At 56.5% G+C, this 22,094-nt stretch carries 22 protein-coding genes and 1 riboswitch; of the genes, 5 read left to right on the top strand and 17 right to left on the bottom strand.

The genetic code is table 11. From position 1 onward, the window contains the following. Nucleotides 1-375 precede the first annotated feature (375 nt). From K529_RS15020 to K529_RS15000, 5 genes are all read right to left on the bottom strand, one after another. A complete protein-coding gene (locus K529_RS15020; RefSeq protein WP_005607891.1) occupies nucleotides 376-1,479 on the bottom strand; it encodes a flagellar basal body P-ring protein FlgI in 1,104 nt (367 codons plus the stop codon). Continuing rightward, nucleotides 1,479-2,486: a flagellin gene (locus K529_RS15015; protein WP_005607888.1), complete on the bottom strand. Its 1,008-nt coding sequence runs from the start codon at nucleotides 2,484-2,486 to the stop codon at nucleotides 1,479-1,481. Before K529_RS15015 ends, K529_RS15020 begins: the two co-directional genes overlap by 1 nt. 3 nt (nucleotides 2,487-2,489) lie before the next feature. After that, nucleotides 2,490-3,938 carry a flagellar hook-associated protein FlgK gene (flgK, locus tag K529_RS15010; protein ID WP_005607884.1) on the bottom strand — a complete coding sequence of 483 codons (1,449 nt, stop codon included), beginning with the start codon at nucleotides 3,936-3,938 and terminating at the stop codon, nucleotides 2,490-2,492. A gap of 51 nt (nucleotides 3,939-3,989) precedes the next feature. Further along, nucleotides 3,990-5,258, bottom strand: a complete 1,269-nt coding sequence (locus K529_RS15005; RefSeq protein ID WP_005607881.1) for a flagellar hook protein FlgE — start codon at nucleotides 5,256-5,258, stop codon at nucleotides 3,990-3,992. A 130-nt stretch (nucleotides 5,259-5,388) separates the two neighbouring features. Beyond that, a complete protein-coding gene (locus tag K529_RS15000) occupies nucleotides 5,389-6,228 on the bottom strand; it encodes a flagellar motor protein MotB (RefSeq protein ID WP_005607878.1) in 840 nt (279 codons plus the stop codon). A gap of 566 nt (nucleotides 6,229-6,794) precedes the next feature. On the opposite strand from K529_RS15000, the gene K529_RS14995 reads away from it, so the two are divergent. Continuing rightward, complete coding sequence (locus tag K529_RS14995; RefSeq protein ID WP_005607876.1) at nucleotides 6,795-8,969, top strand: methyl-accepting chemotaxis protein; 2,175 nt, start codon at nucleotides 6,795-6,797, stop codon at nucleotides 8,967-8,969. Nucleotides 8,970-8,976: 7 nt separating this feature from the next. Here K529_RS14995 and K529_RS14990 read toward each other — a convergent pair whose 3' ends face one another. The 9 genes from K529_RS14990 to K529_RS14950 all read right to left on the bottom strand — a co-directional run bounded on the left by K529_RS14990 (nucleotide 8,977) and on the right by K529_RS14950 (nucleotide 16,687). Continuing rightward, the gene (locus tag K529_RS14990; RefSeq protein WP_005607873.1) at nucleotides 8,977-9,759 is read right to left on the bottom strand and encodes an ABC transporter ATP-binding protein; all 783 of its coding nucleotides are present in this window, start codon (nucleotides 9,757-9,759) and stop codon (nucleotides 8,977-8,979) included. After that, nucleotides 9,749-10,756 carry a FecCD family ABC transporter permease gene (locus K529_RS14985; RefSeq protein WP_227511940.1) on the bottom strand — a complete coding sequence of 336 codons (1,008 nt, stop codon included), beginning with the start codon at nucleotides 10,754-10,756 and terminating at the stop codon, nucleotides 9,749-9,751. Before K529_RS14985 ends, K529_RS14990 begins: the two co-directional genes overlap by 11 nt. Beyond that, nucleotides 10,757-11,689 (bottom strand): ABC transporter substrate-binding protein, encoded by a 933-nt coding sequence (locus K529_RS14980; protein WP_005607866.1) that lies wholly within the window; start codon nucleotides 11,687-11,689, stop codon nucleotides 10,757-10,759. Further along, complete coding sequence (locus K529_RS14975) at nucleotides 11,676-12,395, bottom strand: (2Fe-2S) ferredoxin domain-containing protein (protein WP_040641242.1); 720 nt, start codon at nucleotides 12,393-12,395, stop codon at nucleotides 11,676-11,678. The genes K529_RS14980 and K529_RS14975 overlap by 14 nt, the downstream gene beginning before the upstream one ends. Nucleotides 12,396-12,483: 88 nt before the next feature. Continuing rightward, nucleotides 12,484-12,698: riboswitch (cobalamin riboswitch) on the bottom strand. A gap of 40 nt (nucleotides 12,699-12,738) precedes the next feature. Further along, nucleotides 12,739-13,491, bottom strand: coding sequence for an iron ABC transporter ATP-binding protein (locus tag K529_RS14970; RefSeq protein ID WP_005607858.1), 753 nt, complete (start codon nucleotides 13,489-13,491; stop codon nucleotides 12,739-12,741). Then, entirely contained in the window at nucleotides 13,488-14,432 is a 945-nt protein-coding gene (locus K529_RS14965; RefSeq protein ID WP_005607855.1) for an iron chelate uptake ABC transporter family permease subunit, read from the bottom strand. Before K529_RS14965 ends, K529_RS14970 begins: the two co-directional genes overlap by 4 nt. Then, complete coding sequence (locus K529_RS14960) at nucleotides 14,422-15,372, bottom strand: ABC transporter permease (RefSeq protein WP_005607853.1); 951 nt, start codon at nucleotides 15,370-15,372, stop codon at nucleotides 14,422-14,424. Before K529_RS14960 ends, K529_RS14965 begins: the two co-directional genes overlap by 11 nt. Before the next feature lie 6 nt (nucleotides 15,373-15,378). Further along, nucleotides 15,379-16,275, bottom strand: a complete 897-nt coding sequence (locus K529_RS14955; protein WP_005607850.1) for a siderophore ABC transporter substrate-binding protein — start codon at nucleotides 16,273-16,275, stop codon at nucleotides 15,379-15,381. 130 nt (nucleotides 16,276-16,405) lie between these two features. Next, nucleotides 16,406-16,687 carry a DUF2218 domain-containing protein gene (locus tag K529_RS14950; protein WP_005607847.1) on the bottom strand — a complete coding sequence of 94 codons (282 nt, stop codon included), beginning with the start codon at nucleotides 16,685-16,687 and terminating at the stop codon, nucleotides 16,406-16,408. A 137-nt stretch (nucleotides 16,688-16,824) separates the two neighbouring features. Here K529_RS14950 and K529_RS14945 point away from each other — a divergent pair, with 137 nt between their 5' ends. Beyond that, complete coding sequence (locus K529_RS14945) at nucleotides 16,825-17,718, top strand: SDR family oxidoreductase (protein WP_227512332.1); 894 nt, start codon at nucleotides 16,825-16,827, stop codon at nucleotides 17,716-17,718. A 16-nt stretch (nucleotides 17,719-17,734) separates the two neighbouring features. Here K529_RS14945 and K529_RS14940 read toward each other — a convergent pair whose 3' ends face one another. Then, nucleotides 17,735-18,151, bottom strand: a complete 417-nt coding sequence (locus K529_RS14940) for a MerR family transcriptional regulator (protein ID WP_005607841.1) — start codon at nucleotides 18,149-18,151, stop codon at nucleotides 17,735-17,737. An 86-nt stretch (nucleotides 18,152-18,237) separates the two neighbouring features. Between K529_RS14940 and K529_RS14935 the strand changes: the two genes are divergently transcribed. Then, entirely contained in the window at nucleotides 18,238-18,900 is a 663-nt protein-coding gene (locus K529_RS14935) for a cation transporter (protein WP_005607839.1), read from the top strand. Nucleotides 18,901-18,986: 86 nt separating this feature from the next. Then, complete coding sequence (locus tag K529_RS14930; protein WP_040641241.1) at nucleotides 18,987-19,928, top strand: DMT family transporter; 942 nt, start codon at nucleotides 18,987-18,989, stop codon at nucleotides 19,926-19,928. 6 nt (nucleotides 19,929-19,934) lie between these two features. Here K529_RS14930 and K529_RS14925 read toward each other — a convergent pair whose 3' ends face one another. Continuing rightward, on the bottom strand, nucleotides 19,935-20,366 hold the full coding sequence (locus tag K529_RS14925) for a MarR family winged helix-turn-helix transcriptional regulator (RefSeq protein ID WP_040641240.1): 432 nt from the start codon (nucleotides 20,364-20,366) through the stop codon (nucleotides 19,935-19,937). Between the two features lie 109 nt (nucleotides 20,367-20,475). On the opposite strand from K529_RS14925, the gene K529_RS14920 reads away from it, so the two are divergent. Further along, entirely contained in the window at nucleotides 20,476-20,904 is a 429-nt protein-coding gene (locus K529_RS14920; protein ID WP_005607830.1) for an organic hydroperoxide resistance protein, read from the top strand. Between the two features lie 179 nt (nucleotides 20,905-21,083). Here K529_RS14920 and K529_RS14915 read toward each other — a convergent pair whose 3' ends face one another. Next, nucleotides 21,084-21,950 carry a branched-chain amino acid aminotransferase gene (locus tag K529_RS14915; protein ID WP_005607828.1) on the bottom strand — a complete coding sequence of 289 codons (867 nt, stop codon included), beginning with the start codon at nucleotides 21,948-21,950 and terminating at the stop codon, nucleotides 21,084-21,086. Nucleotides 21,951-22,094 lie beyond the last annotated feature (144 nt).

Raw genomic sequence — 22,094 nt, 5'->3', positions numbered from 1 at the left:
TGACGACTTGCATCAGTGTCCCGCCAACTATCGGAAAAGAGCTTCGGAGGCGCGAGTAAGGTATCTCTATCCATATCGGTTTATGTACGCCATACCGTTCCGGCGGTGGTCCCGTGCGCTTGTCCCAGTGGTTTTATTCAGTATGGAACCTGACACCCGTCCCTGAACACCATCAAGGCGATCCCCAAATCGGTGCTCCTGGCCTGAGAGCGCGACCAATCGACGGTAGAGACCGAAGATCAGGGGTGGGCAGCTCCCCCGCGCTGCGGAGGTATCGATTTCGCCCTGAGTACGATCAAATACCCGAACACGGGCACAAAAAAACACCCCGGGCGGGTCTCCCGGGGTGTTGGTCAGGGGGCTGTGGTCAGCGGGTCAACGCACGACGAACTCCGCATGCAGCGCCCCTGCGGCCTTGAGGCTCTTCAGGATGTCGATCATGTCACGCGGTGATACCCCCAGCGCGTTCAGACCTGCGACGACTTCAGACAATGAGGTGGTTTCCGGGACTTCTGCCAGCTGAACACCTTCTTCTTCTTCGATGGCGGCACCAGTACGGGGAACCACAACGGTTTCGCCTTCAGCAAAGGGGTTTGGTTGCGACACCAGCGGAGCTTCCTCAACCCGTAAGGTCAGATTTCCCTGCGCAACAGCCACATTAGAGATACGCACATCGCTGCCCATCACAATGGTGCCGGAACGCTGATCCACCACAACCCGGGCCTTGCGCTGCGGCTCCACCAACACGTTTTCCATTCGACCCACCGCGTGGGCTGTGGAGCGCGCATTGGTACGTTGGATATTGACCTCAACAGTACCAGAATCCCGCATGACCGCGACATTGCGACCAAATTCGCTGTTGATCGCCTGCTCAATGCGGCCAGCTGTGGTGAAATCCGGCTCCCGAAGTGCAAGGCGCATGGAATTCAGCGATGACAGATCAAAGTCGATCTCGCGCTCCACACGTGCGCCCGACGGTATCACGCCAGAAGTCGGAACCCCTTGCGTCACGGTCGCGGCTTCGCCTTCCGCAACGGCACCACCAGCGAGAATAGTCCCTTGCGCCACGGCATAGATTTGACCATCGGCGGCGTTCAGCGGTGTCATAATGAGCGTCCCGCCCAGAAGACTGCTGGAATCACCGATGGCAGAAACCGTAGCGTCAATCGTACCACCGACACGCGCAAAAGGGGGCAGCGTCGCAGTCACAAACACTGCGGCAACGTTCTTGGGGCGAAACTGCTCACCGCTGACGTTGACACCGAGGCGTTCCAGAATGTTGGTCATAATCTCTTCGGTGAAGGGTGAATTTCTGAGCCCATCCCCGGTTCCGTCCAGACCGACCACAAGCCCATAGCCCACAAGGTCGTTCCCCCGGACCCCGTCAAATTCGACGAGGTCCTTGAGGCGAATTGCATTGGCCTGCGCCAGCGTCGGCAGTAACAGGCACGTCATCAGGATATGAAGAAATTTGCGCATTACATGTAGTTCAACAGATTGAGTTGCGAGGAGCGCACGGTGATCGAATAGAGCGCTTCGAGTTGGAACTGCACTTCTTCTACCCGGCTGGCCGTTTCCGCTGGGTCAGCAAGGATCAGATCATTCAGAGTGGTCCCCATCGAGGTGAGCGCCGCGGTGTTCCGGGTCTGAGTTTCGTCGATGCGCGCCTGGATGAAACCGAGATCAGACTGAACATCCGTAAGTTCAGATTGCGCGTTCATCAGTTCTGTCCCGGCTCGCTTGATCAGCGCAGACGACTCTACAGTTGAAAGATGAGAAAGGCTGTCCGAACTCGCGAGCGCACCGAGCGCGAAACTCTGCATCGCTTGCTTTAGGCGGTCATCATCGGCGCGCAAGGCAAAGTTAACCTCTTCGTTTGCACCGATCCGCACCGCGCTCATATTGTTGGTGGAGCCGTTATACATAATCGCATCAAAGCCGGCAGGATCGTTGAACCAGTTCTCGACAGCTTGAACGATATCATCGACATCCGTAAGCGCGCCGACTTCGGCGATGAGCGCAGTCATCATGGTATCTGCGCTTTCAAGCGGAGTAGAGCTGGTATCTGTGCCCGCAAAAAGGCTGCGTCCAGAGAGCTTACCGTTCAGGTTCGCGATCGTCTCCGTCAGGAAATTCGCTGACTGCGTTGCCATTTCCTGCGTGGTGGTGTCGTTTGAGGTACTGGACAGCGCCAGAATATCCGAACCGAGGTTCAATGCATTGTCATTGATCCGTTCAAGATAGCTTTGTGCGGTGGAGGCAAAAAGACCTGCCTCCTGTGCCGCCACTTTATAACTGTCCATTTTTGAAATTGAACGCTCAAGATCGACCACAAAGCCCAGATCACCACCCAGACGTTCCGGCAGATTGGACGCGATCCCAGTACTCATTTCCTGAGTCAGTGTATCAAGCGTTTTGTTCAGCTCTACCGAGCGGCGACGCAGGAAGAGATATTGCGCCATGTCTCCAAAGGATTGCACATTCATAGCTTAAAGCCTCATCAGTTCCTGCATCATTTCATCAATCGCCTGAAGCATCCGGGCGTTCGCACCATAGACCGTTTCGATCATCATCAGCGTTTGCAGCTCTGCATCGGTATCGACGCCTTGCTCCAGTTCACGGGACTGGATGTCGCTGTAAATCGCCGAGGAATAGGCCAGTTCCTGTTCCGCCCAAGTGTTTTCCTGAGTGAAGTTGGTCATCAGGTTGGCGGCAATCGCATAGGCACTGTAGTCACCGGACCCCAGACCGGGGGAGGTGATCGTGTTTGTGGCTTCCATCGCCTCGGCATAGTTGTTGAGGATCGTGGTATCGCCCCGGTCCCCAATCGCCGTAGCATTGAGGCCATCGCGCAAACGCCAAGTCTCAGCGCTGCCGCTCATTGAGATCACTTCATTGAGCTCAATCCGGTTGGCGGCCCCCAATGTGTTGACGGGATCAAAGAAAGCACCCGCATCGGTAAAGATACCGGGATCTGTTACACCAAGGGTCGGATCCACGGCGGGATCCTGAAAGCGCCCGATCAAATCAGCCGCCATGGTGTCCAGATCTTCCTGAGCTTGCACAGAAGCGACGTCACGCACATGGAACTGTGCAGCAAGGCTGCCGCCACCGATCTTACCGTTGATGGAGGTGTCAATGGACCTGCCATCGATTTCCAACCCCGACAGCTGCCCATTGTCGATAGACATATAGGGGGTGACCAGACGGGTTTCGTCGAAAGAAAACTCTGCAACCGATCCGCCGTCAATGAGCTTGATGCCAGAGTTGGTGTAGAGCGCGGTTTGATTGTTATCGCGCTTGTGCACCTGCACCGGGATCACCTCGTTAATGGCATTGATCAGGTTATCACGCTGATCTTCAAGGCCCGAGGGATCCTGGCCACGGATTTCTGCGGCCAAGATCTTTTTGTTGAGGTCGTTGAGCGTCTCCAGATTGGTCTGAAGCCCTTCTACAAGCGCTCCAATTGAATCCTCTGCCTTGTTCCGCAGAGTAGACACACCTTCTGCTGCATTGCGAATGGACATCGCCAACTCGCCCGCCTGCATCGACAAATCGTTCAGTCGCGCATCCGAATCCGGCAAGGACGTTGCTTCGATCAGCGCCGTTTCCATGTCCGTCATTCTCTGAGCGATCGAATAGTCATCATTGACTGTACCGACCTGGTCGGAGATGCGCGCATAAAATCCCGCCGTGACCGAGGTTGCTGCAAAGTTGGCCTCTGCAGATCGCACGCTCTTTTGAATCGCGGGATCGATCATGCGCTGGACGGAACCGATCCGCACGCCTCCTGCAGAACCGTTGGAGCTAAGGTCCAGAGTCCGGCGGTAATACCCCTCTGTCAGGGCATTCGCGAGGTTGTCGGATACCACCGACGTCGACCTGCCGGCCGCCGTGATACCGGTCATCGCACTACTGAGGGCAGTCGATAGAGACATCCCAAATCACCTTCTGTGACTAAGTTTTACCTGTTCGAAGCGCTGATTTTATCAGCGCTTGATGTTGGTGGTTTCCTGAAGCATCTCATCCACGGTCTGGATGACCTTCGCATTCGAGGAATAGGCGCGCTGCGTCTGGATCATCGAGGTCAGCTCAGTCGCGACGTCCGTTCCGGATTCTTCCTGACGGTAGCTCGCTACCTCGCCAGTCGGGCCTGCGCCCGCATCCCACAGGTAGTACGCACCACTATCTGGAGAGGGCATAAATGTCTGGCTGTCCAGCGACTTCATTCCATTGGCGTTCGGCATATCCGCCAGCGGAATCTGGTAGACGATACGGCTGCTACCGTTTTCATAAAGGGCGTGCACAAAACCGCCCTCGTCCACCTCGACACCGGCAAAGCTGGCTGCTTCATAGCCATCCTTCTCGATGGTCGCGGCCGAGAAGGCGCTTGAGAGCTGCGTCATCACGCCAATCTCAACCTCTATTGGGCCACTATCCGTAGTCACGATGATCGTGCCGGTGGCAGGATCATACGCACCGCCAGTCGTGGTCGCGACGGTATCCAGCGTGCCTTTGCCAGTTGCTGAGTCATCAAATGTGAGAGTGTATTCGCCAACAACGGTCCCTGTCGCCCCATCGGTAAGCGTCATGGTCCACTCATTGTCGTTGGCACCTGTCGGAGTATAGACGATGTCCAGTTCCTGCTGACCGCCAAGGTTGTCGTAGTATTGAATGGCGTTCTCTTCAGGGTCACCAGCCGCACCCGCGACGGCACTACCAGCGGGCAGGTTCACACCAAGGCTTACTGCGGTGGTGGGCGCCGCACTCAGCTGAGAGGTGTCAAATCGAACGGGCTCCAACGGCCCATCCGTATCACGGGCAACCGTGGGAATGGTTCCATCCGCATTTGCCGGCCATCCCAGCAGCACCAGACCAGACGTGGTTGTCAGATACCCCTCGTCATTCGTGCGGAACGAACCTGAGGTGGTGAGGAGCATGGTGGGGTCGCCGCCAGAATCTACTTCTGCAAGCTTCGCGACCGGGAGGAAGCCACGTCCTGCGACCGCAAGGTCGGTGGCATTGCTGGTGGAAATCAGCGAACTGCGCTCATCAATCATACGCGTGTTGTTCACAGACACACCGCCAGCGGCGTAAGAACCGCCATTTTGCGAAATGACCATAGATTCAAATGAGGTCACCACACGCTTGTAGCCAGCAGTCGAAGCATTCGCGATATTATCGGAAATGGCTGCCAAACGAGTGGAATTCGCGGCGAGCCCTGCTACGCCAGCATTCAGCGAGGAGGAAATAGTCATTAGATACGCCTTTCTGCTGCATCTTGATTTATTCTCGCTGAAAGGATTACCGCGCTTGTACTTAACGTGCGGCTAACAGATAAAATCCTATCTATCTGCCAGCCGCATTTGCCTTAGTTTTATGGCGCAATCATTTCCGCAGCAGCGTGATATTGATGCGGTTGTTGCGCGCCGACATGGGATTCTTGGAAGCCAGATCGCGATCCGCGTAGCCTGTTACCCGAGAGATTCGCTTGGCTTGCATACCGCCAGTTTCAAGCAATTCGCGAGTGGCATCCGCACGGGCGTGGGACAGTGCCCAAACCGGGTTATTGGCGATCACCACCGGGGTCGAGGCGACATGACCACCAATTGCCACGTTGTTCTCTACCGATGCCGTCACCCGTGCAACCATGCGCAACAGATCTCGCATCAAGATCGTCGGGCGTTCGCTGCCGTTTTCAAACAGCTTTGCATCTTCGGTTTCGAAAAGTTCGATGATCAGGCCCTCGTCAGTCACACGGGTCACGATATGGCGCGCCATATCAATGCTGACCATGCTCTCTCCGCCACGCCCCATCAGCGCTTCTTCGATCTTGAGGAAGTTGGCCTCTTCAGCCTCATCACTTTGTTGGTCATCAGCGACACCGGTATCGCCCTGCGAGCGCGAGGCGTCGGTTGGATTCTCTTTGGTCGCGCCGATCCCGTTTTGCGGCTTCACGTCTTCGGTGAACATGGTGTCCCCCTGAAACGCGCCGTTGCCACCACCGGAGACACGGCTGAGCGGGATAGATGGCGAGAAGTAGTCAGCAAGTCCCTTACGCTGCTTCTCGGTTGTGGCGTTCAGGAGCCACATCAACAAGAAGAAGGCCATCATCGCAGTCACGAAGTCGGCATAGGCCACTTTCCAAGCGCCACCGTGGTGGCCCTCACCGCCACCCTTCTTCACCTTCTTGATAATAATAGGAGCTTCGTTGCTCTGTGCAGTCATGTTCCCACCACCTTTTCTGTTCACCCAAAACCGGGATACAGAGGGCTTTCTTAACTAGGTCTTAACAGATAAAATTGACCCGAGTAACACGTCTAAACGTATGGTTTTCAAGGCAAAATCAGGGCCATACTGGCTTTTCGGGGGAGAACCTGCGGCGCTCTGCGGGCAGCAATGTGACCCAAATATGGCAGGGCGCAGAAAGGCGCAAATTGCTGCCATCTTTGCCGGCGCATTGGCGGTAGGTCACTATACGATTCGCGGAGGATGTTCTTCTGAACCTTGCCGGTTCCACCGAGCAGCAACACCATCAAGAATGCCGGAGCATTCGAGGCCTGCCACAGGGTGATCCTGCCAGCATAGAGTTAAGAACCTCTACCCAATTGCGTAAATCAGCAATCTTTAGACGAGCGTCTCCACTCTCGCTGTTCTTTCGAGAACTCAAAATACCCGGAAGGCGCGAGCCATACCCAAAGTCCACCCGCATGGCGCACATGCGCTGAACATTGGCTTAACTTAATTGGTGTAACATCGGGCCTCAGGAACTGTTCAAAAGAGGCGCCTCGCCCATGAAATATTCAATCCGTACCGCAATTCTGTCCATTGTCGGTTTGGCCGCCATTAGCATGTGCGCGCTCGTCGGGCTGTCTTTTTATACACATGATGCGCGGGACACGTCTCAAGCTGAGGTCAAGCGCGTCGAGAAATTGGACGCGACGTTGGTTCAACTCGAGTTGGCCTTCCTTCAGGCGCGTCGGGCGGAAAAAGATTTCCTCCTGCGTCGCGACGACAAATATGTCGACCGGCACGCAGAGGTCGTCACTCAGCTCAACAGCACCATGGACTCCGCCCGCAATCAGACTGTGGATTTGGCTGGCATGGAAGACATCTCTTCCAAACTTGATCTATTGCAAGATGCCGTAGCATCCTATGCCAGCAGTTTTTCTGATGTTGTCGCAACGTCCAGGGCGCTTGGTTTAGATGAAACCGTTGGCCTTCAGGGGGAACTCCGCAGTGCTGTCCATTCCGTCGAGGAGAGCCTGAAAGCGACGTCCTACCCCGAAATGCAGGTGAAGATGCTGATGATGCGTCGGCACGAGAAAGACTTCATCATGCGCAAGAATACAAAGTATCTAGATCGCCTGCAAAAACGGGTTGAAGAATTCCGTGCTTTTCCAGACAGCTATTATGATAGTGCCGCCCAACAGACGGAGATAGACGCGCTGCTGGAACACTACCGTGTTACCTTCGCTGCTTTTGTCGAAGAAACGATGGCGCTGGACAAACAAACCGGTGTCATGTCGGAGCGCTACGCCACTGCCGAACCTATTCTCGCAGATACGCTCAACCTGATCCATGATCGCCGCGATACCATCGTATCAAACGCTCGGATTGCGCAGGATGAGCTGATGCAGCGCTCGACATTGATGGCGGGTATCGGACTTCTCGTATTTATCGCCCTTGGTTTCGCGTTGGCTCAGAAGATCGCAAAACCGTTGCTGAGAATTCAGAACGTACTGAATAAGATGTTTGAGGGAAAATTCGACGTAGAAATCCCACAGTCTTCTATCAGCGAAGTGCAGGCTGTAAGCACAGCCATCGACAACTTCCGCAAAGGGCAAATCGAACGCGAGCGCTTTGCGGTTGAGATTACCAAAGTCATCAGTGCCTGCGCACAGGGGGATTTTTCCTTGCGCATCCCGGTCGAGGACGATGACAGCGAGTTTGCCGAGTTGGGTCACGGTGTAAATGCCATCGGAACAGTCGTGGAGAACGGACTCGCCGACGTCCGTTTCACCGTTGACGCACTTGCAAGCGGTGACCTCACGGTGCGGATGCCTGATACCCATCGCGGAGTGTTTGCCGACATCGCTATGGCTGTTGATACGCTCAGCCAAACGCAAACTGACGTCATCCGCCAACTCGCCGAAAGCAGCATCACGCTGAACAATACCGCGAATGAAATCGCTGCAGCGACATTTGATGCATCCAAACGCGGTGAAGATACCGCTGCGTCGCTTGAAGAGACCACTGGGGCCATCCAAGTACTGAATGACTCTGTGCAGGATACCGCATCCAACTCTCGCCAAGCCTATGATTTCGTGCGCGACGCCCAGAACCGGGTCAACTCCACTCTGAGGGTGGCCGAGGAAACAACCGCGTCCATCAACCGGATTCGCGAAGCCTCCGAAGCGATCAGCAAGATCACAGATCTGATCGAGGGTGTATCGTTTCAGACCAATCTACTGGCGCTGAACGCTGGCGTAGAAGCAGCTCGTGCAGGCGAGGCTGGAGCAGGCTTCGCAGTCGTGGCATCCGAAGTACGCGCCCTCGCACAACGTTCTGCGGCAGCCACCCAAGAGATCAATGAGCTGATCCGAAACAGCTCAAACGAGGTCACTCAGGGTGTTGAACTTGTTAGCCGCACAGGTGGTGAACTAAGCGCAATTAAAGAGAGTGTCGCCAGTATCGTCAAAATGGTCGACCAGATCAGTGCCGCAAATGTTGAGCAATCCAGCAGCCTCACCGAGGTGAACAGTGCGGTCACGCATCTGGATCAGAGCTCGCAAAAGAACGCGGCCATGCTGGAACAAACCGCCGCATCAACACAAATGCTGCGCGATGAGGCGGCCAAGCTGGTGGCATCGGTAAATCGGTTCAAAATCGACGAGACGGGTTCAAGCCACTCCGCCAATCTGGATCAGACTTACAACACCCCCGGCGAGGGGCATATGGTCGCCTGAGGTCTCGTCATTCCGCTGCTTGCAAAGGGCTGGTTCCATCAAGAACCGGCCCTTCTAACTTAAGACTGTGACCCTCTAGCACCCCGTCAACACGATAGTGCTTATATAGAACCTCACGGGTGAGCACATCTTCCGGCATGCCTTCGGCCACCAATCGCCCCTCCTGCATCAAATGCACGGTATCGCAATAGCGCGCCGCCAGTCCGAGATCATGAAATGACACGATCGCGGTACGCCCACGGCGCCTGACCTCATCCAGCAGTCTGAGCTGGTAGTGCAAATCCAGATGGTTGGTCGGCTCGTCCAAAACATAGACCTCCGGATCGCAGGCCAGAAGCTGAGCGAAATAACAACGCTGCAACTCGCCGCCAGAGAGGCTCTCGGCGTCTTGGTTCGCCTTGTCCTGAAGCCCAACCAATTGCAGCGCATCCTGCGTTGCTTCTCTGCGCTTTTCGCAAGGAATGTCCCGCATTGTCAGGCCAATCTCTACGATATCAGCAGGTGTCAGACCTGCGAGCAGCCCCCCACCCTGCACCAATGCACCCACATGCCGAGACCATTCGATGGGGCTATACTCGGACTGCGCGCGACCATGCAGACGCACCTCGCCCGCCTGAGGCCGCAGCGCACGATACAGAACCCGCAGAAGTGTGGTTTTACCGGCGCCATTGGGACCAAGCAGCCCGTGGAATTGCCCGCGTTTGACCCGGAGCGACAGATCCCGCACATAGGGCTGCCCACCCACGTCTACCGAGAGATCACAAATTTCGAGTATTGGCTCATCGGACACGCGCCATCCCCCTCAGGATATAGATGAACGGAGGGGCAGCCAGCAATGCGAGCAGAACCCCGAGCGGTAATTCCTCAGGCGCGAGGAGCACCCGACAAGCCAAATCCACGAGGATCAAGGTGATCGCCCCGAGGATCACAGCATGCGGGATCAGCACCCGGTGGCGCGCGCCTACCAGCAGCCGCGCCATATGCGGCAAGATCAGTCCAACAAACCCCACAATCCCCGCAATCGCAACTGCGATACCCGTCAGTGCAATGGTGACAAAGAACACCAATACCCGGATGCGCCCTACGTTCACCCCAAGAGATTGCGCACGCTCGTCCCCCAATAGGGTCGCATCCAGCTTGGATGCCGTTCGCAAGGCGAGAAACAAGGAGATCACCAGTATCGCAAGCAACAGCGGAAGTTCGTGCCAGTCGGTGCCAGCGGCGGTTCCCATCAGCCATCCCATAGCGTTACGGGTCGCATGCGGATCGCCGACATACAGGAAAAACGCAGTGAGCGCCTGAAACATCAGCGACACCGCAACGCCCGCAAGAATGACCACCAAAGGATCGAGGGATCGCCCACGGCGCGTCGATAGCGATATGGTGAGCAAAAACGCCGCAGCCGCACCGAGGAACGCAATCAACGGCACGCCCAGCGTCTGCGTAACGCTTGCGGGAAACCAAATGATTGCTCCAACCGCAGCGGCAGACGCGCCAGATGACACCCCCATGAGATAAGGGTCAGCCATCGGGTTGCGCAGCGCGGTTTGCATCAACAAACCCGCAAGGGTCAGCCCTGCACCGATCATGCCCACCGCAAGCACCCGAGGGATGCGCCACTGCCAGACAATCATCGACAAACCGCGCGGCGCGTCTTCACTGCGCAAAAGGATCGCCAGCCGTTCGCTCCATGTGATCTCAGCCGTGCCCCACAGGACACCGGCCGCCATCGCGAGCAGTAGCACCGCAACAGAAAGTGGCAGCAAGAGCGGCGATCCTCGGCTCACTTATTTCAACCCTGCAAGCTGATCGTTCAGGTTTTCAACACCTTCTGCAAATCGCATCCCCAAGAGCGTTTCGGAAAACGGCACGGTGACAAAGCGGCCCTCCTTGACAGCGCGCAACTCGCTCAACACTGGGTCCGCCTCCATGTAGGCACGCTTGTCGGCAGCCGTGGACCAGTCGGCCTCAATCAGCAGGATGACATCCGGATCAGCGGCCACAACGCGTTCCCACGACAGATCGACCCAAGTGCCCGGAACATCGCTGCTGATGCTATCGAGACCCGTGAGCTGAGACAGAAGGGCAGGCCCGCCGCAACACCCGATAGAGAACGGCGTATCGGTGCCGCTGTCGTAGATAAACGCGGATTGGCCTTCGCCCGCAGGCGCGGCCGTCACTGCGTCCAGACGGGCTTTGAGTGTGCCCACCAGATCTTTTGCACGATCTTCGACTGCAAAGAGTTTCCCAACCGTTTCAATGTCGTGGAAGATCGGCTCGACAGTCAAAGGCACGTCTTTGGGGTGCTTTTCCTTACATGAAGCATCCACCAGATAGGTGCCAACGCCAAGGTCATGCCATTTGGTCGCCTCGCCGAGATTGTCCTCAGAGAAAGCAGAACCAAATCCGGCAAAGAGGAAATCAGGCTCCTTTGCCAACACCACCTCAGCAGCTGGGTATTTTTCAGCCAGCACAGGCACGGTGTCATAGGCGGCCTTCCATTGTTCCGGGATGGCATCATCCATATAGGCGGTGCCAACCATCGCGTCCTGCAACCCCAACGCCAGCATGACTTCTGTCGCCTGCTGGTTGAGGGAGATGGCGCGGCTCGGAGCGTTCTCAAAAGTATGTGAGACGCCACAGCTTTCAATGGTGACCGGGTCGGCATGCGCCGCCGAGGCCAGCAACCCGAGCGGCAGCAGCAAATTACGCAGGTTCATGGGACACTCCCGTTTGATGAAAAATAAGATGTTCAAGTCGGCCACCCTTTGCGAGCACGATCGCGACAAAGCTCTGGATGTCTGAGAGATCGGCCACGCGATACCAATCGCCGCGCGGGTAATGCACGATCACCGGTCCGGCGTTACATGGAAACACGCAACCGGTGGTGGTCACCAAACAGCTATCACTGAGCCCGGCACGCCGAATTTCCACCTTGAGTGCATCAGCAAGGTTAGGCGCGTCTTTCACATGGCAACGCGGACCTGTGCAAACCAACAGGTGGTGCCGATGCGCGGGCGGCAAATCCCAACCCTTCCCCATCTCACCCGCAGGTTTTTCACCAATCCGGCGCAGGGGTAACTCAGCCCGCGCAATGGTGCGCACGGTGGCCGCGTCGTGTTCCGGGCTGCTGGCAAAAAACAACTCCGGTGTTGAGCCCGATTGCTGGGCAAGCCATGCACCTGCTGCACTGGGCAGCCATTTCTCCAGCGATTGTGAAAACGGCATTCCGACCGGGCGCAGATCAATACGGCTGGCCCCCCGCGCGAGGAGTTCATCAAGCGCGGCCCAAAGACCCTGTCCCTCTGCCTCCAGTCGAATGGCCATGGCGGGAACAGGGGCGGCCTCCTCAAGCCCTTGGGCGAGTGCTGCGGAACGCTTAGCGCTCACGTAAGTAGCTGAAATCAGGTAGAGATAAACGTGCATCCCAGCCTCCCAACGGGAGGTAGGCAACTGCAGTTCATCAGATACATCACATCTGGCATCGCGTCCTCCGCAGGCCCACCGCCCGCTTGGTTTATACATCGCGATGGCAGGTCTCCTGACTTGCGGGTCGTTGCGCGTCCGTCCCTTCCCGACCCATTTGGATCAGTGGTGTGTGACGGGGCACTTGCCGCTTACAGTTGCGGGGGCAGTTTCGGATTCGGCGCCCTTTGGCTCCTCCTCACCGAATTCCCTTTTCATCCCACTTGCCTTAGGCGTCGGGGAACCATCGCTACTCTCTTGCGTCAGTGAGACGGCCTGTGTCAAGCGACAGGGAGGAGCCGGATCAGACCATCACGACCGGGCGACCCTCAACCGTGCGCAATGGCGCGTCGGTTTCAAAGACGCTCTGGATCAGCGTCTCGGTAATCACATCCTGTGGTGCACCATCTGCACAAAGGCGCCCCTCCTTCATCACCAGAACACGGTCGGCGTATACGGTGGCAAAATTGATGTCATGCAGCACGATGATAACCGTGCGGTCCTTATTGTCTGCCAGATCTCTGAGGCGGGCCATCAGCGCGCGCGAGGCCGCCAGATCGAGATTGTTCAGTGGCTCATCCAGCAACAAATAATCCGTATCCTGCACATAGGTCATCGCCACAAACGCGCGCTGGCGCTGCCCACCGGACAACGTATCAAGCGACCGTTCTGCCAGCGGCAACAGATCAAAGAGGCGCATACCGTCCTCAACCATCGCGCGGTCATCAGGCGTTGGGCGTCCCCTGTGATAGGGATACCGGCCAAAGCCAACCAAATCGCGCACTGTCAAACGGCTTGCGGCGTGAACCGTTTGCGGCAGAATCGCGAGTCGCCTTGCCAAATCCTTGTCATCGCTTTCGCCCACGACAAGCTCATCCACCGTGATACGCCCCTGTTGCCGGGGTATTAGTCGCGCCATGAGTGACAGCAGCGTGGATTTACCCGCACCATTGGGACCAACAAGCGCGACCACACCGCCTTTGGGGACAGTGACAGAAATATCCCTGAGGATCGGAGCACCGTGGATATCATGGGACAGGTTCTGGACCTCGATCATCGTTTCAGTCCTTTCATCAGCAACAGCAGGAACACCACCCCACCAAGGAATTCGACCACGACACTGAGCGGGGTGGTAAAGGCAAAGACACGCTCGAGCGCCCATTGGCCGCCAACAAGGATCACGCCGGAAATCAGCGCGCTACCCGGCAGCAGGATCGCATGGCGATAGGTTGGCAGAACCAGATAGGTCAGCGCAGAAACCAAAAGACCAAAGAAGGCCACTGGCCCCACCAATGCGGTCGAGACCGCAACCAGAACTGAAATCAGCAAGAGCGCCCAGCGCTGCCCGCGAAGTGGTGGCTCCCCCAGCGAGGTTGATGCCACCGGTCCGAGTGCCAGCACATCCAACCGGTGCCGCATACGCCACGCCAATCCCAGCGCTCCACAGCAGAGGAGAGCGGAGACGCCCAGCAGATCGGTTTCGGCCCGAGAGAACCGCGCAAAAGAGGCCGCTTGTACTACGGCGTATTCACTTGGGTCGATCACACGCTGCAGGAGGCCAGTGATAGAACGCAGCATGACCGCCAAGACCACCCCGGTCAGAAGCATGCGCATCAGATCGCCCTGCCCTTTGCGCAACAACAGGCCAAAGAGCATCACCGCCGCCGCACACATCAACGTCGCATTGGTCAGCATCAACAGCCCCGGATCAAGCTGTTGATAGGCAGGTGCTCCCAGTGCAACCACCGCAGCTGTCAGGATCAGAACGTAAAGCGCATCAAACCCCATGATCGCAGGTGTCAGGATGCGATTGCCGGAAATGGTCTGAAACATCACCGCCGCCACCGCCTGCGCTGCGCCGATCAACAATAATGCTGCGAGTTTTTTGCCGCGAAACATCAGCGCAAACTCAAGGCTCCCCTTCACGCCAGTGAACAGATAGGCAAGTGCGCAGGCCACGAGGGCGAGCGTGAGTAACAGCAGGCGATTACGATACATGCTGCCCTCTGCCGTAAAGCATCCACAGGAAGACAGCCGCGCCGATGATGCCGATGACGGTCGCCACGGGCACCTCGAACGGATGCACCACGAGGCGTGCAAAAATATCCGAAGCCAAAACCAAACCTGCGCCCGCCATTGCCGTCAGCGGCAGGCTACGGCGCAGATTGTCACCAACGAGGCGGCTGACAAGATTTGGCACCACCAGCCCGACAAAGGGGATCGCGCCCACTGTCACCACGGTAAGGCCCGTCACCACGGAAATCACCACCAGACCGCTCAGGACGACTTGACGGTAGTTGAGGCCGAGGTTGAGGCTCACCGTTTCCCCGAGGCCAAGAATGGAAAACTGATCTGCCACCAGATAACTCAGCACTGCCGCAAGACCTGCAATCCACAGCAATTCGTATCGCCCACGCATGGTGCCGGAGAACTCACCGGTCAACCAGATGTCGATGTATTGCAGCATATCAAGTTGAAAACCGATATAGACGGCGGCCGAGCCAATCACACCGCCGTAGACGATACCCACGAGCGGCACCAACAGCGGCTCCTCTGGCGGCAGGCGGCGGGTGATCGCAAAAAAACCGATGCTCCCGATCAGGGCAGCAAAGGCCGAGAGCGCCATCTTGAGCCCAACGGAGGCGGCCGGCAGACAGACGGAAACGATCAACAGTCCGAGCATCGCGCTTTGACCGGTGCCGGCGGTCATCGGCTCCACAAATCTGTTGCGCGCGATGAGTTGCATGATCTGACCGGCAATCGCCAGCGACGCACCGGTCAGGACCACAGCAAATGCGCGCGGCAGGCGACTGTCCCAGATTAAGGCCCTCGCCTCCGGCGTCGTAACGTCCATTGGCGAAAGAGGGGTCGCTCCAACAAAGAGCGACCCAACGAACAAGAGGCTGAGGGCCAGAACACCCAAGGCAGTGCGCGACATCAGAGATCAGTTTCCGTTGAAACCGGCCTCAATATCCGAAAGCGTGCGCATCATCGACTGAATGCCGCCGCCGGAGATGTAGATATCTGATGCGTTGAGATAGACGACCTGATCGTTCTTCCACGCTTTGGTTTCGTGCATCAACGTGTTGTCGAGCGTGGTTTTTGCATCCTCGCCCGGCTGACCAATCGCAGCGAGACGGTCGATCACAATCAACCAGTCCGGGTTCACGGTCTGGATAAATTCAAAAGAGATGCTTTCACCATGTGTGGAATCGCTGATCTCCGCCGCTGCTTCTGGCAGGTCGAGTGTGGAATGCACCCAGCCAAACCGGCCCGCCTTGCCATAAGCCGAAATTTTCGGACCGTTGGTCAGGATGATCAGAGCCGTCCCCTTATCTGCCACCGCGGCACGGGCGCTCTTTAGCTGCGCATCAAAATCCGCGCGCAATTCGGCCGCCTTATCTTCGCGACCAAAGATCTTGCCGTAGGTGCCCAAGCGCGCCAGCCCCTGTCCAACGACATCTTCCCAAATCGTCATATCAATGGCTGGAGCCAGTTCAGCCATCGTATCAACCTGGTCGGAACTGCGCCCGCCCACGATGATCAGATCGGGCTGCAGCGCATGTACGGCCTCAATATCAGGCTCAAACAGGGTGCCCAGATCTTCGGCTTTGTCCGCAACGCTTTGGAGGTAGTCCACATAAAGGTTCTGCGGCGCGCCGCTTACGTCGACGCCCAGCGCAGATAGCGTGTCTACAGCGGCGATATCAAAAACAGCGATTTTTTCAGGATTGGCGGGGACGTCTACAGCACCGCGGTAGGTGTCGACGGAAACAGTCTCCGCAGCAAAAGCAGGCACTGCAAGAAACAGTGCGGAGGCACAGGCGAGTGATCGAAACATAGAAAAGACTCCGGGTCTTTTGATGGTTTTGAGGGATCGGTCTCGCTGGCTGTTGCTTGTGCAATTGCTGGCATTGATTAACTGCCATAGCTCACACAGAAGAGCCATGGTCAATTCGAAAAGTTAGATTTCAGGACCAGTCAAGGCGCTCTAGTTTATCGCGGAAGGCAAAACGGATCAGATGGCTTTCGATGATCTCTTTGGATTGCTCCAGTCCCGCCTGATCTTCTGCCACCACAGTCATAATCAAGACATCGTCGCTGGCAGCGAAGGTTGCCGTGCCACAGGGAAACGCGACCTTACCGGAATGAGCATCACATGACGCCTCGACCTTATGCGCGAAATGTTTGCACAATTGCTGCAGATACTGGCTGGCTTTGGCCGTCTCGAACTGGCTTTCCGACGTCAACATTTATGTTCTCCTCTTTGCTACGCGCCTGAGTTGCGCCCTTGTCAGGCGCAATGGTTCGAACGTAGTAGAGCGGATCATACCCAATGACTACCGGCAGTTGCTTGCATCTGCCCGCGCCCGCCCGCATGGTCTGCCTCATGACTCAGGACACCACTCGCAAAACGCTTCTCTGCTTTGGATATGGCTATACCGCCCGCGCGTTGGCAAAAATTCTGCCGCGCAATGAGTGGCATATCATCGGTACAACCCGTGACACTCCTGACCATAGTGATGACGCAAATGTGGAGTTGATCACATGGCCGGGAGATGACCTCCCGCTGCAAAACGTCACTCATATCCTCTTGTCAATTAGCCCGTCCGAGGCTGGCGATCCGGTGTTGAACGCGCTGGGTACACAAATTGCCGCGCTGGCTTCGCTGGAGTGGGTGGGGTATCTGTCAACCACGGCTGTTTACGGTGACCACGATGGGGGGTGGGTGGATGAAGCCACTCCCGCAACACCATCAAGTCAGCGTGGAGATTGGCGTGTGCAGGCGGAAAATGACTGGTCGGCGGTGCCAAAGCTACCACTTCATATTTTCCGCCTCGCGGGGATCTATGGGCCTGGTCGTGGTCCATTTGCCAAACTCATGGCAGGCAAGGCCCGTCGCATCGTCAAACCCGGTCAGGTGTTTTCGCGCGCCCATGTGGATGATATCGCACAGGTTCTAAAGGCATCCATCGCTCACCCTGATCCGGGGGCGATCTACAACGTCTGTGATGATGAACCAGCTCCCCCACAAGACGTTTTGGGATATGCCGCCGAACTGTTGGGGCTGCCAATCCCCTCAGAAGTGCCTTTCGATGAAGCGGGCATGAGCCCGATGGCCCGCAGTTTTTACGGCGAAAACAAACGCGTGCGCAACGACCGGATCAAAGAAGATCTAGGCGTCGATCTGCTATATCCAGACTATCGCAGCGGTCTTCAGGCGGTTCTGGCTGCCGAGGACATGGAGAAATTCATCCCCCCTGCAGATCCGCCCGGTGTCTAAGGGCGGTTGAATTCGATCAATCGTGATCGCCGATGCACAGGCTGTGATCGCCCAACGCTCCCAACACCTTGCACGTGCCACCGCTACCGCCTTCACACAGGTGGGTGATCCTTTCCAGTTCAGCCTCAAGCTGCTGGAGGCGTGAAATCCGTGCGCGGACCTTTTCCAACTGCGCCTTCGCAATAATATCGGCCGCATGACAGTCCTGCCCCAACTCACCGTTGAGCGCCATGAGGTCTTTGATTTCTTCAAGCGCGAAACCAAGATCACGAGCATGTTTGATAAAGCCGAGCCGCTCTAGCCCTGCTTGATCATACCGCCGCTGATTACCTGCGTTGCGCGTCGCATGATCAATCAGACCGATTTCTTCGTAATAGCGAATGGTTGGAATCTTGACCCCGGTGGCCTTTGACAGTGCGCCGATCGAATACATCGAAATCCCCTCTTGAACCTCTAGTGGCTAGAGCAATTAGGTTCATACCGAATCGAGATCAAGGACAAGAGCAAAGGACCTGACCCATGGCAGGATGTTGCAACCACAACGCTCAGTTTGACGGCGTATCACGCGAATACAAGCGTCGTCTCTGGGCTGTAATCGTAATCAACGCGGCGATGTTCTTCGTTGAAATGGCAGCCGGTCAGGCCGCCAATAGCCAAGCACTGAAGGCTGACGCCCTGGACTTTCTGGGTGATGCGCTCACTTACGGGATTTCACTGGCGGTGATCGGTGCCAGCCTGCGCACACGTTCAATGGCGGCAATTGGTAAGGGCGTGAGCCTCTTGCTGATGGGGAGCTGGGTCTTTGGCTCCACCGTGTGGAAAGTGTTCGTCGTTGGCGTCCCGGAGGCGCAAGTCATGGGCTATATCGGCTTCATGGCGCTTGCCGCGAACCTTTTGTCGGTGGCATTGCTGGCCGCCTATAAAGATGGCGATGCAAACGTGCGTTCGGTCTGGCTGTGTTCGCGCAATGATGCGGTTGGAAACGTGGCAGTGATGATCGCGGCCCTAGGTGTCTGGGGCACTGCAACAGGTTGGCCCGATCTGATCGTTGCGGGCATCATGGCCGGTTTGTTCCTGAGTTCCGCCTTCCAGATCCTGCGCCAGGCCCTTGCAGAGTGGCGCGATGGTGAGGCCGAGCCCGCGCAAGATGACCATGCCCATGACCACGGTCACGCGCATTGACCAAGCCGAATTGTTGACCAGTAAATAATGTACCAGTTCAACCCTGCGCGCTTGCCATTCATTGGACAAGCGCGCAGGGTCCGCTCATGGTAAAAAGCTTAACATCGCATCGACCACTTTTGGCGATCACCTTGAAAGTGACCGCCATTGGGCTTTTCACCATCATGTCGGGTTTGATCAAAGAGATCACACAGACTGTTCCCACGGGTCAGGCCGTGTTTTTTCGATCTTTTTTCGTGCTGCCTGTAATCCTTGTGTGGCTTGCCCTACGTGGCGATCTACCAAACGGATTGCGCACCAAAAGCCCGATGCTTCATTTTTGGCGTGGCTTAGTGGGGACCTCTGCGATGGGTCTGAATTTTGCAGCCCTGGCCATCCTGCCCCTGCCAGAGGTTACAGCTCTGGGTTACGCCACACCAATCTTTACGCTGGTGCTGGCGGCGTTGCTGCTCGGAGAGCGTATTCGCATCATTCGCATCAGCGCCGTCGCCATCGGGCTTGTCGGCGTAGTGATCATGCTTTCTCCCCGACTTGGCGGATCTGAGGCGTTTCAGGATACGGCCTTCATCGGGGCAATGCTGGTCCTGACGGCCGCTGCCTTGCGCGGGTTTGTACAAATCCACATCCGGAAAATGGTACAGAGCGAAGAAACCGCAGCGATTGTCTTTTACTTCTCTGTGACCGCTTCACTGCTGTCGCTGCTGACCTTGCCCTTTGGCTGGATCATGCCCGATACCCCCTTGTTGCTGCTGCTGATCAGTACTGGCTTTATTGGTGCAATTGCCCAGATCCTGATCACCTCGTCCTATAGGTTTGCGCCTGCATCGCTGCTGGCCCCTTATGACTACGTATCGATGTTGTTTGCGCTGGTGATTGGCTACATTTGGTTCGCAGAATGGCCATCCGCGGTGATGCTGGCAGGGGCAGCGCTGGTCATTGTGGCAAATGGCATCGTAATCTGGCGTGAGAGCCGTTTGGGACTGGACCGAGGCAAAGCCAAGCCACTGACTGATCCGAAGGGCGGATGAGCCAGGTTACCTTTGCTCCAACTTGTCACGCAGTGTGTGCAGCTGATCGCGCAAAGCCGAGAGTTCCTCAATATCCCCTCCCATTGCCTCCAAAACACATGCCGTAAGCTCAGTAGCTTTATGCTCCAACGCTCGCCCGTTTTCTGTGAGCGTTACAATCAGGCTGCGTTCATCTTCTGGGTTGCGCTGGCGTGTGAGCAGTTCGGCAGTCTCCATACGTTTGAGCAACGGGGTCAATGTATTCGTATCCAGTTGCAACTCTGCTCCCAGATCGCTGACCCGACGGTGGTCCCTGTCCCACAGCGCAACCAGCACTAGATATTGCGGATAGGTCAGTCCCAACGGGGCCAGCAGCGGCCGATAGAGGCGCGAGATTGCATGGTTCACCGAATAAACGGAGAAGCACAAAAGCTCATCGATTTTCAAAGGTCTATCCATGTGGGAAATTTAGATCTCGCACGATGTAATCGCAAGCGGTTGACTTTCTGCTTGGGGCGCCCAAGTATATCGCACACGATATAATCGCCCACGACAAAAGGAGCCGAACATGTCCGTATCCCCCGTTTACACCGCCCATGCCTCCGCCACCGGAGGCCGCGATGGTCAAGCCAAAGTAGCTGGCACCGATCTGGTTCTCGATCTCGCCCCGCCCACAGAAATGGGAGGCGATGGCAAAGGCTACAACCCAGAGCAACTCTTTGCCGCCGGGTATTCCGCCTGCTACATCGGCGCGATGAAGTTCGCGACAACCCAAGACGATAGCCTACCGAAAGTTCCAGACAACGTCAAAGTCGAAACCGCAGTTGGAATTGGCCCGCGTGAGGCTGGTGGTTTTGGCCTTAAGGCCCACTTGAAAGTGACACTTCCCGGTGTGGACAAAGAGGCCGCCGAGCGCCTGATTGAAGCCGGGCATAAAATCTGCCCCTATTCCAATTCTGTGCGGGGCAACGTCGACGTCACTACAGAAATCGCGTGATCCAGCGGAGCGCCTACGGCGCACAGGTTTGATCAGGGATGCGAGGCTCTGCCTCGCGCTCCGAGATATTTGAGAAAAGCTGAAGGGGCGACAAGCGCCCAACGGCACCGGAGGTGCTCATACAGAAAAAGCGCGGGGCGTCTGTCCCGCGCTTTTGCATTTTAGTAGCCAGAATTGTGTCAGCTGCGGACCAGCGCCTCGTATTCCTCGGCAATTTCACGGGTCATCTGGCCAACCTCAAATTTATAGGGGCCGATTTCACCCACAGGTGTCACTTCGGCGGCAGTGCCGGTCAGCCAACACTGTTCAAATCCATCCATTTCTTCGGGCATGATATGGCGCTCATGTACGGTGATGCCCTTGTCCTTGAGCATCTGGATCACAGTCTGCCGGGTGATACCGTTGAGGAAGCAATCCGGTTTCGGCGTATGTACCTCGCCATCTTTTACGAAGAAGATATTCGCCCCGGTCGCCTCGGCGACATAGCCGCGATAGTCCATAAACAACGCGTCAGAGCAGCCTTTGGCTTCCGCTTTGTGCTTGGAGATCGTGCAGATCATATAAAGACCCGCCGCCTTGGCATGCACCGGGATCGTTTCTGGAGAGGGACGTTTGAATTCCGCGATATCGAGCTTTGCGCCCTGCATTTTAGCATCGCCGTAATAGGCCCCCCACCCCCAGACAGCGACCGCCATCCGGACCGGGTTTTTCGCTGACGCAACGCCCATATCCTCGCCCGAACCACGCCAGACGACGGCGCGCACATAAGCATCCTGAAGGCCCGATGCTTTCAAGGTCTCTTCCTTGGCTTTCTCGATATCATCCACCGAGTAAGGCATCGGCATATCCAGCGCCTCTGCTGACGCAATCAGACGTTCGGAATGCGCGCGGCTTTTGAAGATCTTGCCATTATAGGCGCGCTCACCTTCAAACACAGAGGAAGCATAGTGCATTGCATGCGTCAGGATGTGGACCTTGGCATCGCGCCAGTTCACCAATTCGCCATCCATCCAGATCAGACCGTCGCGGTCATCATATCCAGCCATTCCGCATTCCTTTTCAGCGCCGTATCATTTTCGGTTATTGCGCAACATAGCGTGATTTCATTCACATAATTGCGCCAAACTCGTCACTCGGTACATCTCAGGTCTTGGAATGTCAATAATGCTGACATAAACTGGCCCGCAAAA

Source organism: Tritonibacter mobilis F1926, from assembly GCF_000376545.2.
GTDB classification, from domain to species: domain Bacteria; phylum Pseudomonadota; class Alphaproteobacteria; order Rhodobacterales; family Rhodobacteraceae; genus Epibacterium; species Epibacterium mobile.
Note: the sequence above shows the minus strand (reverse complement) of the source record. Positions and strands in the feature narration are given on the sequence as shown.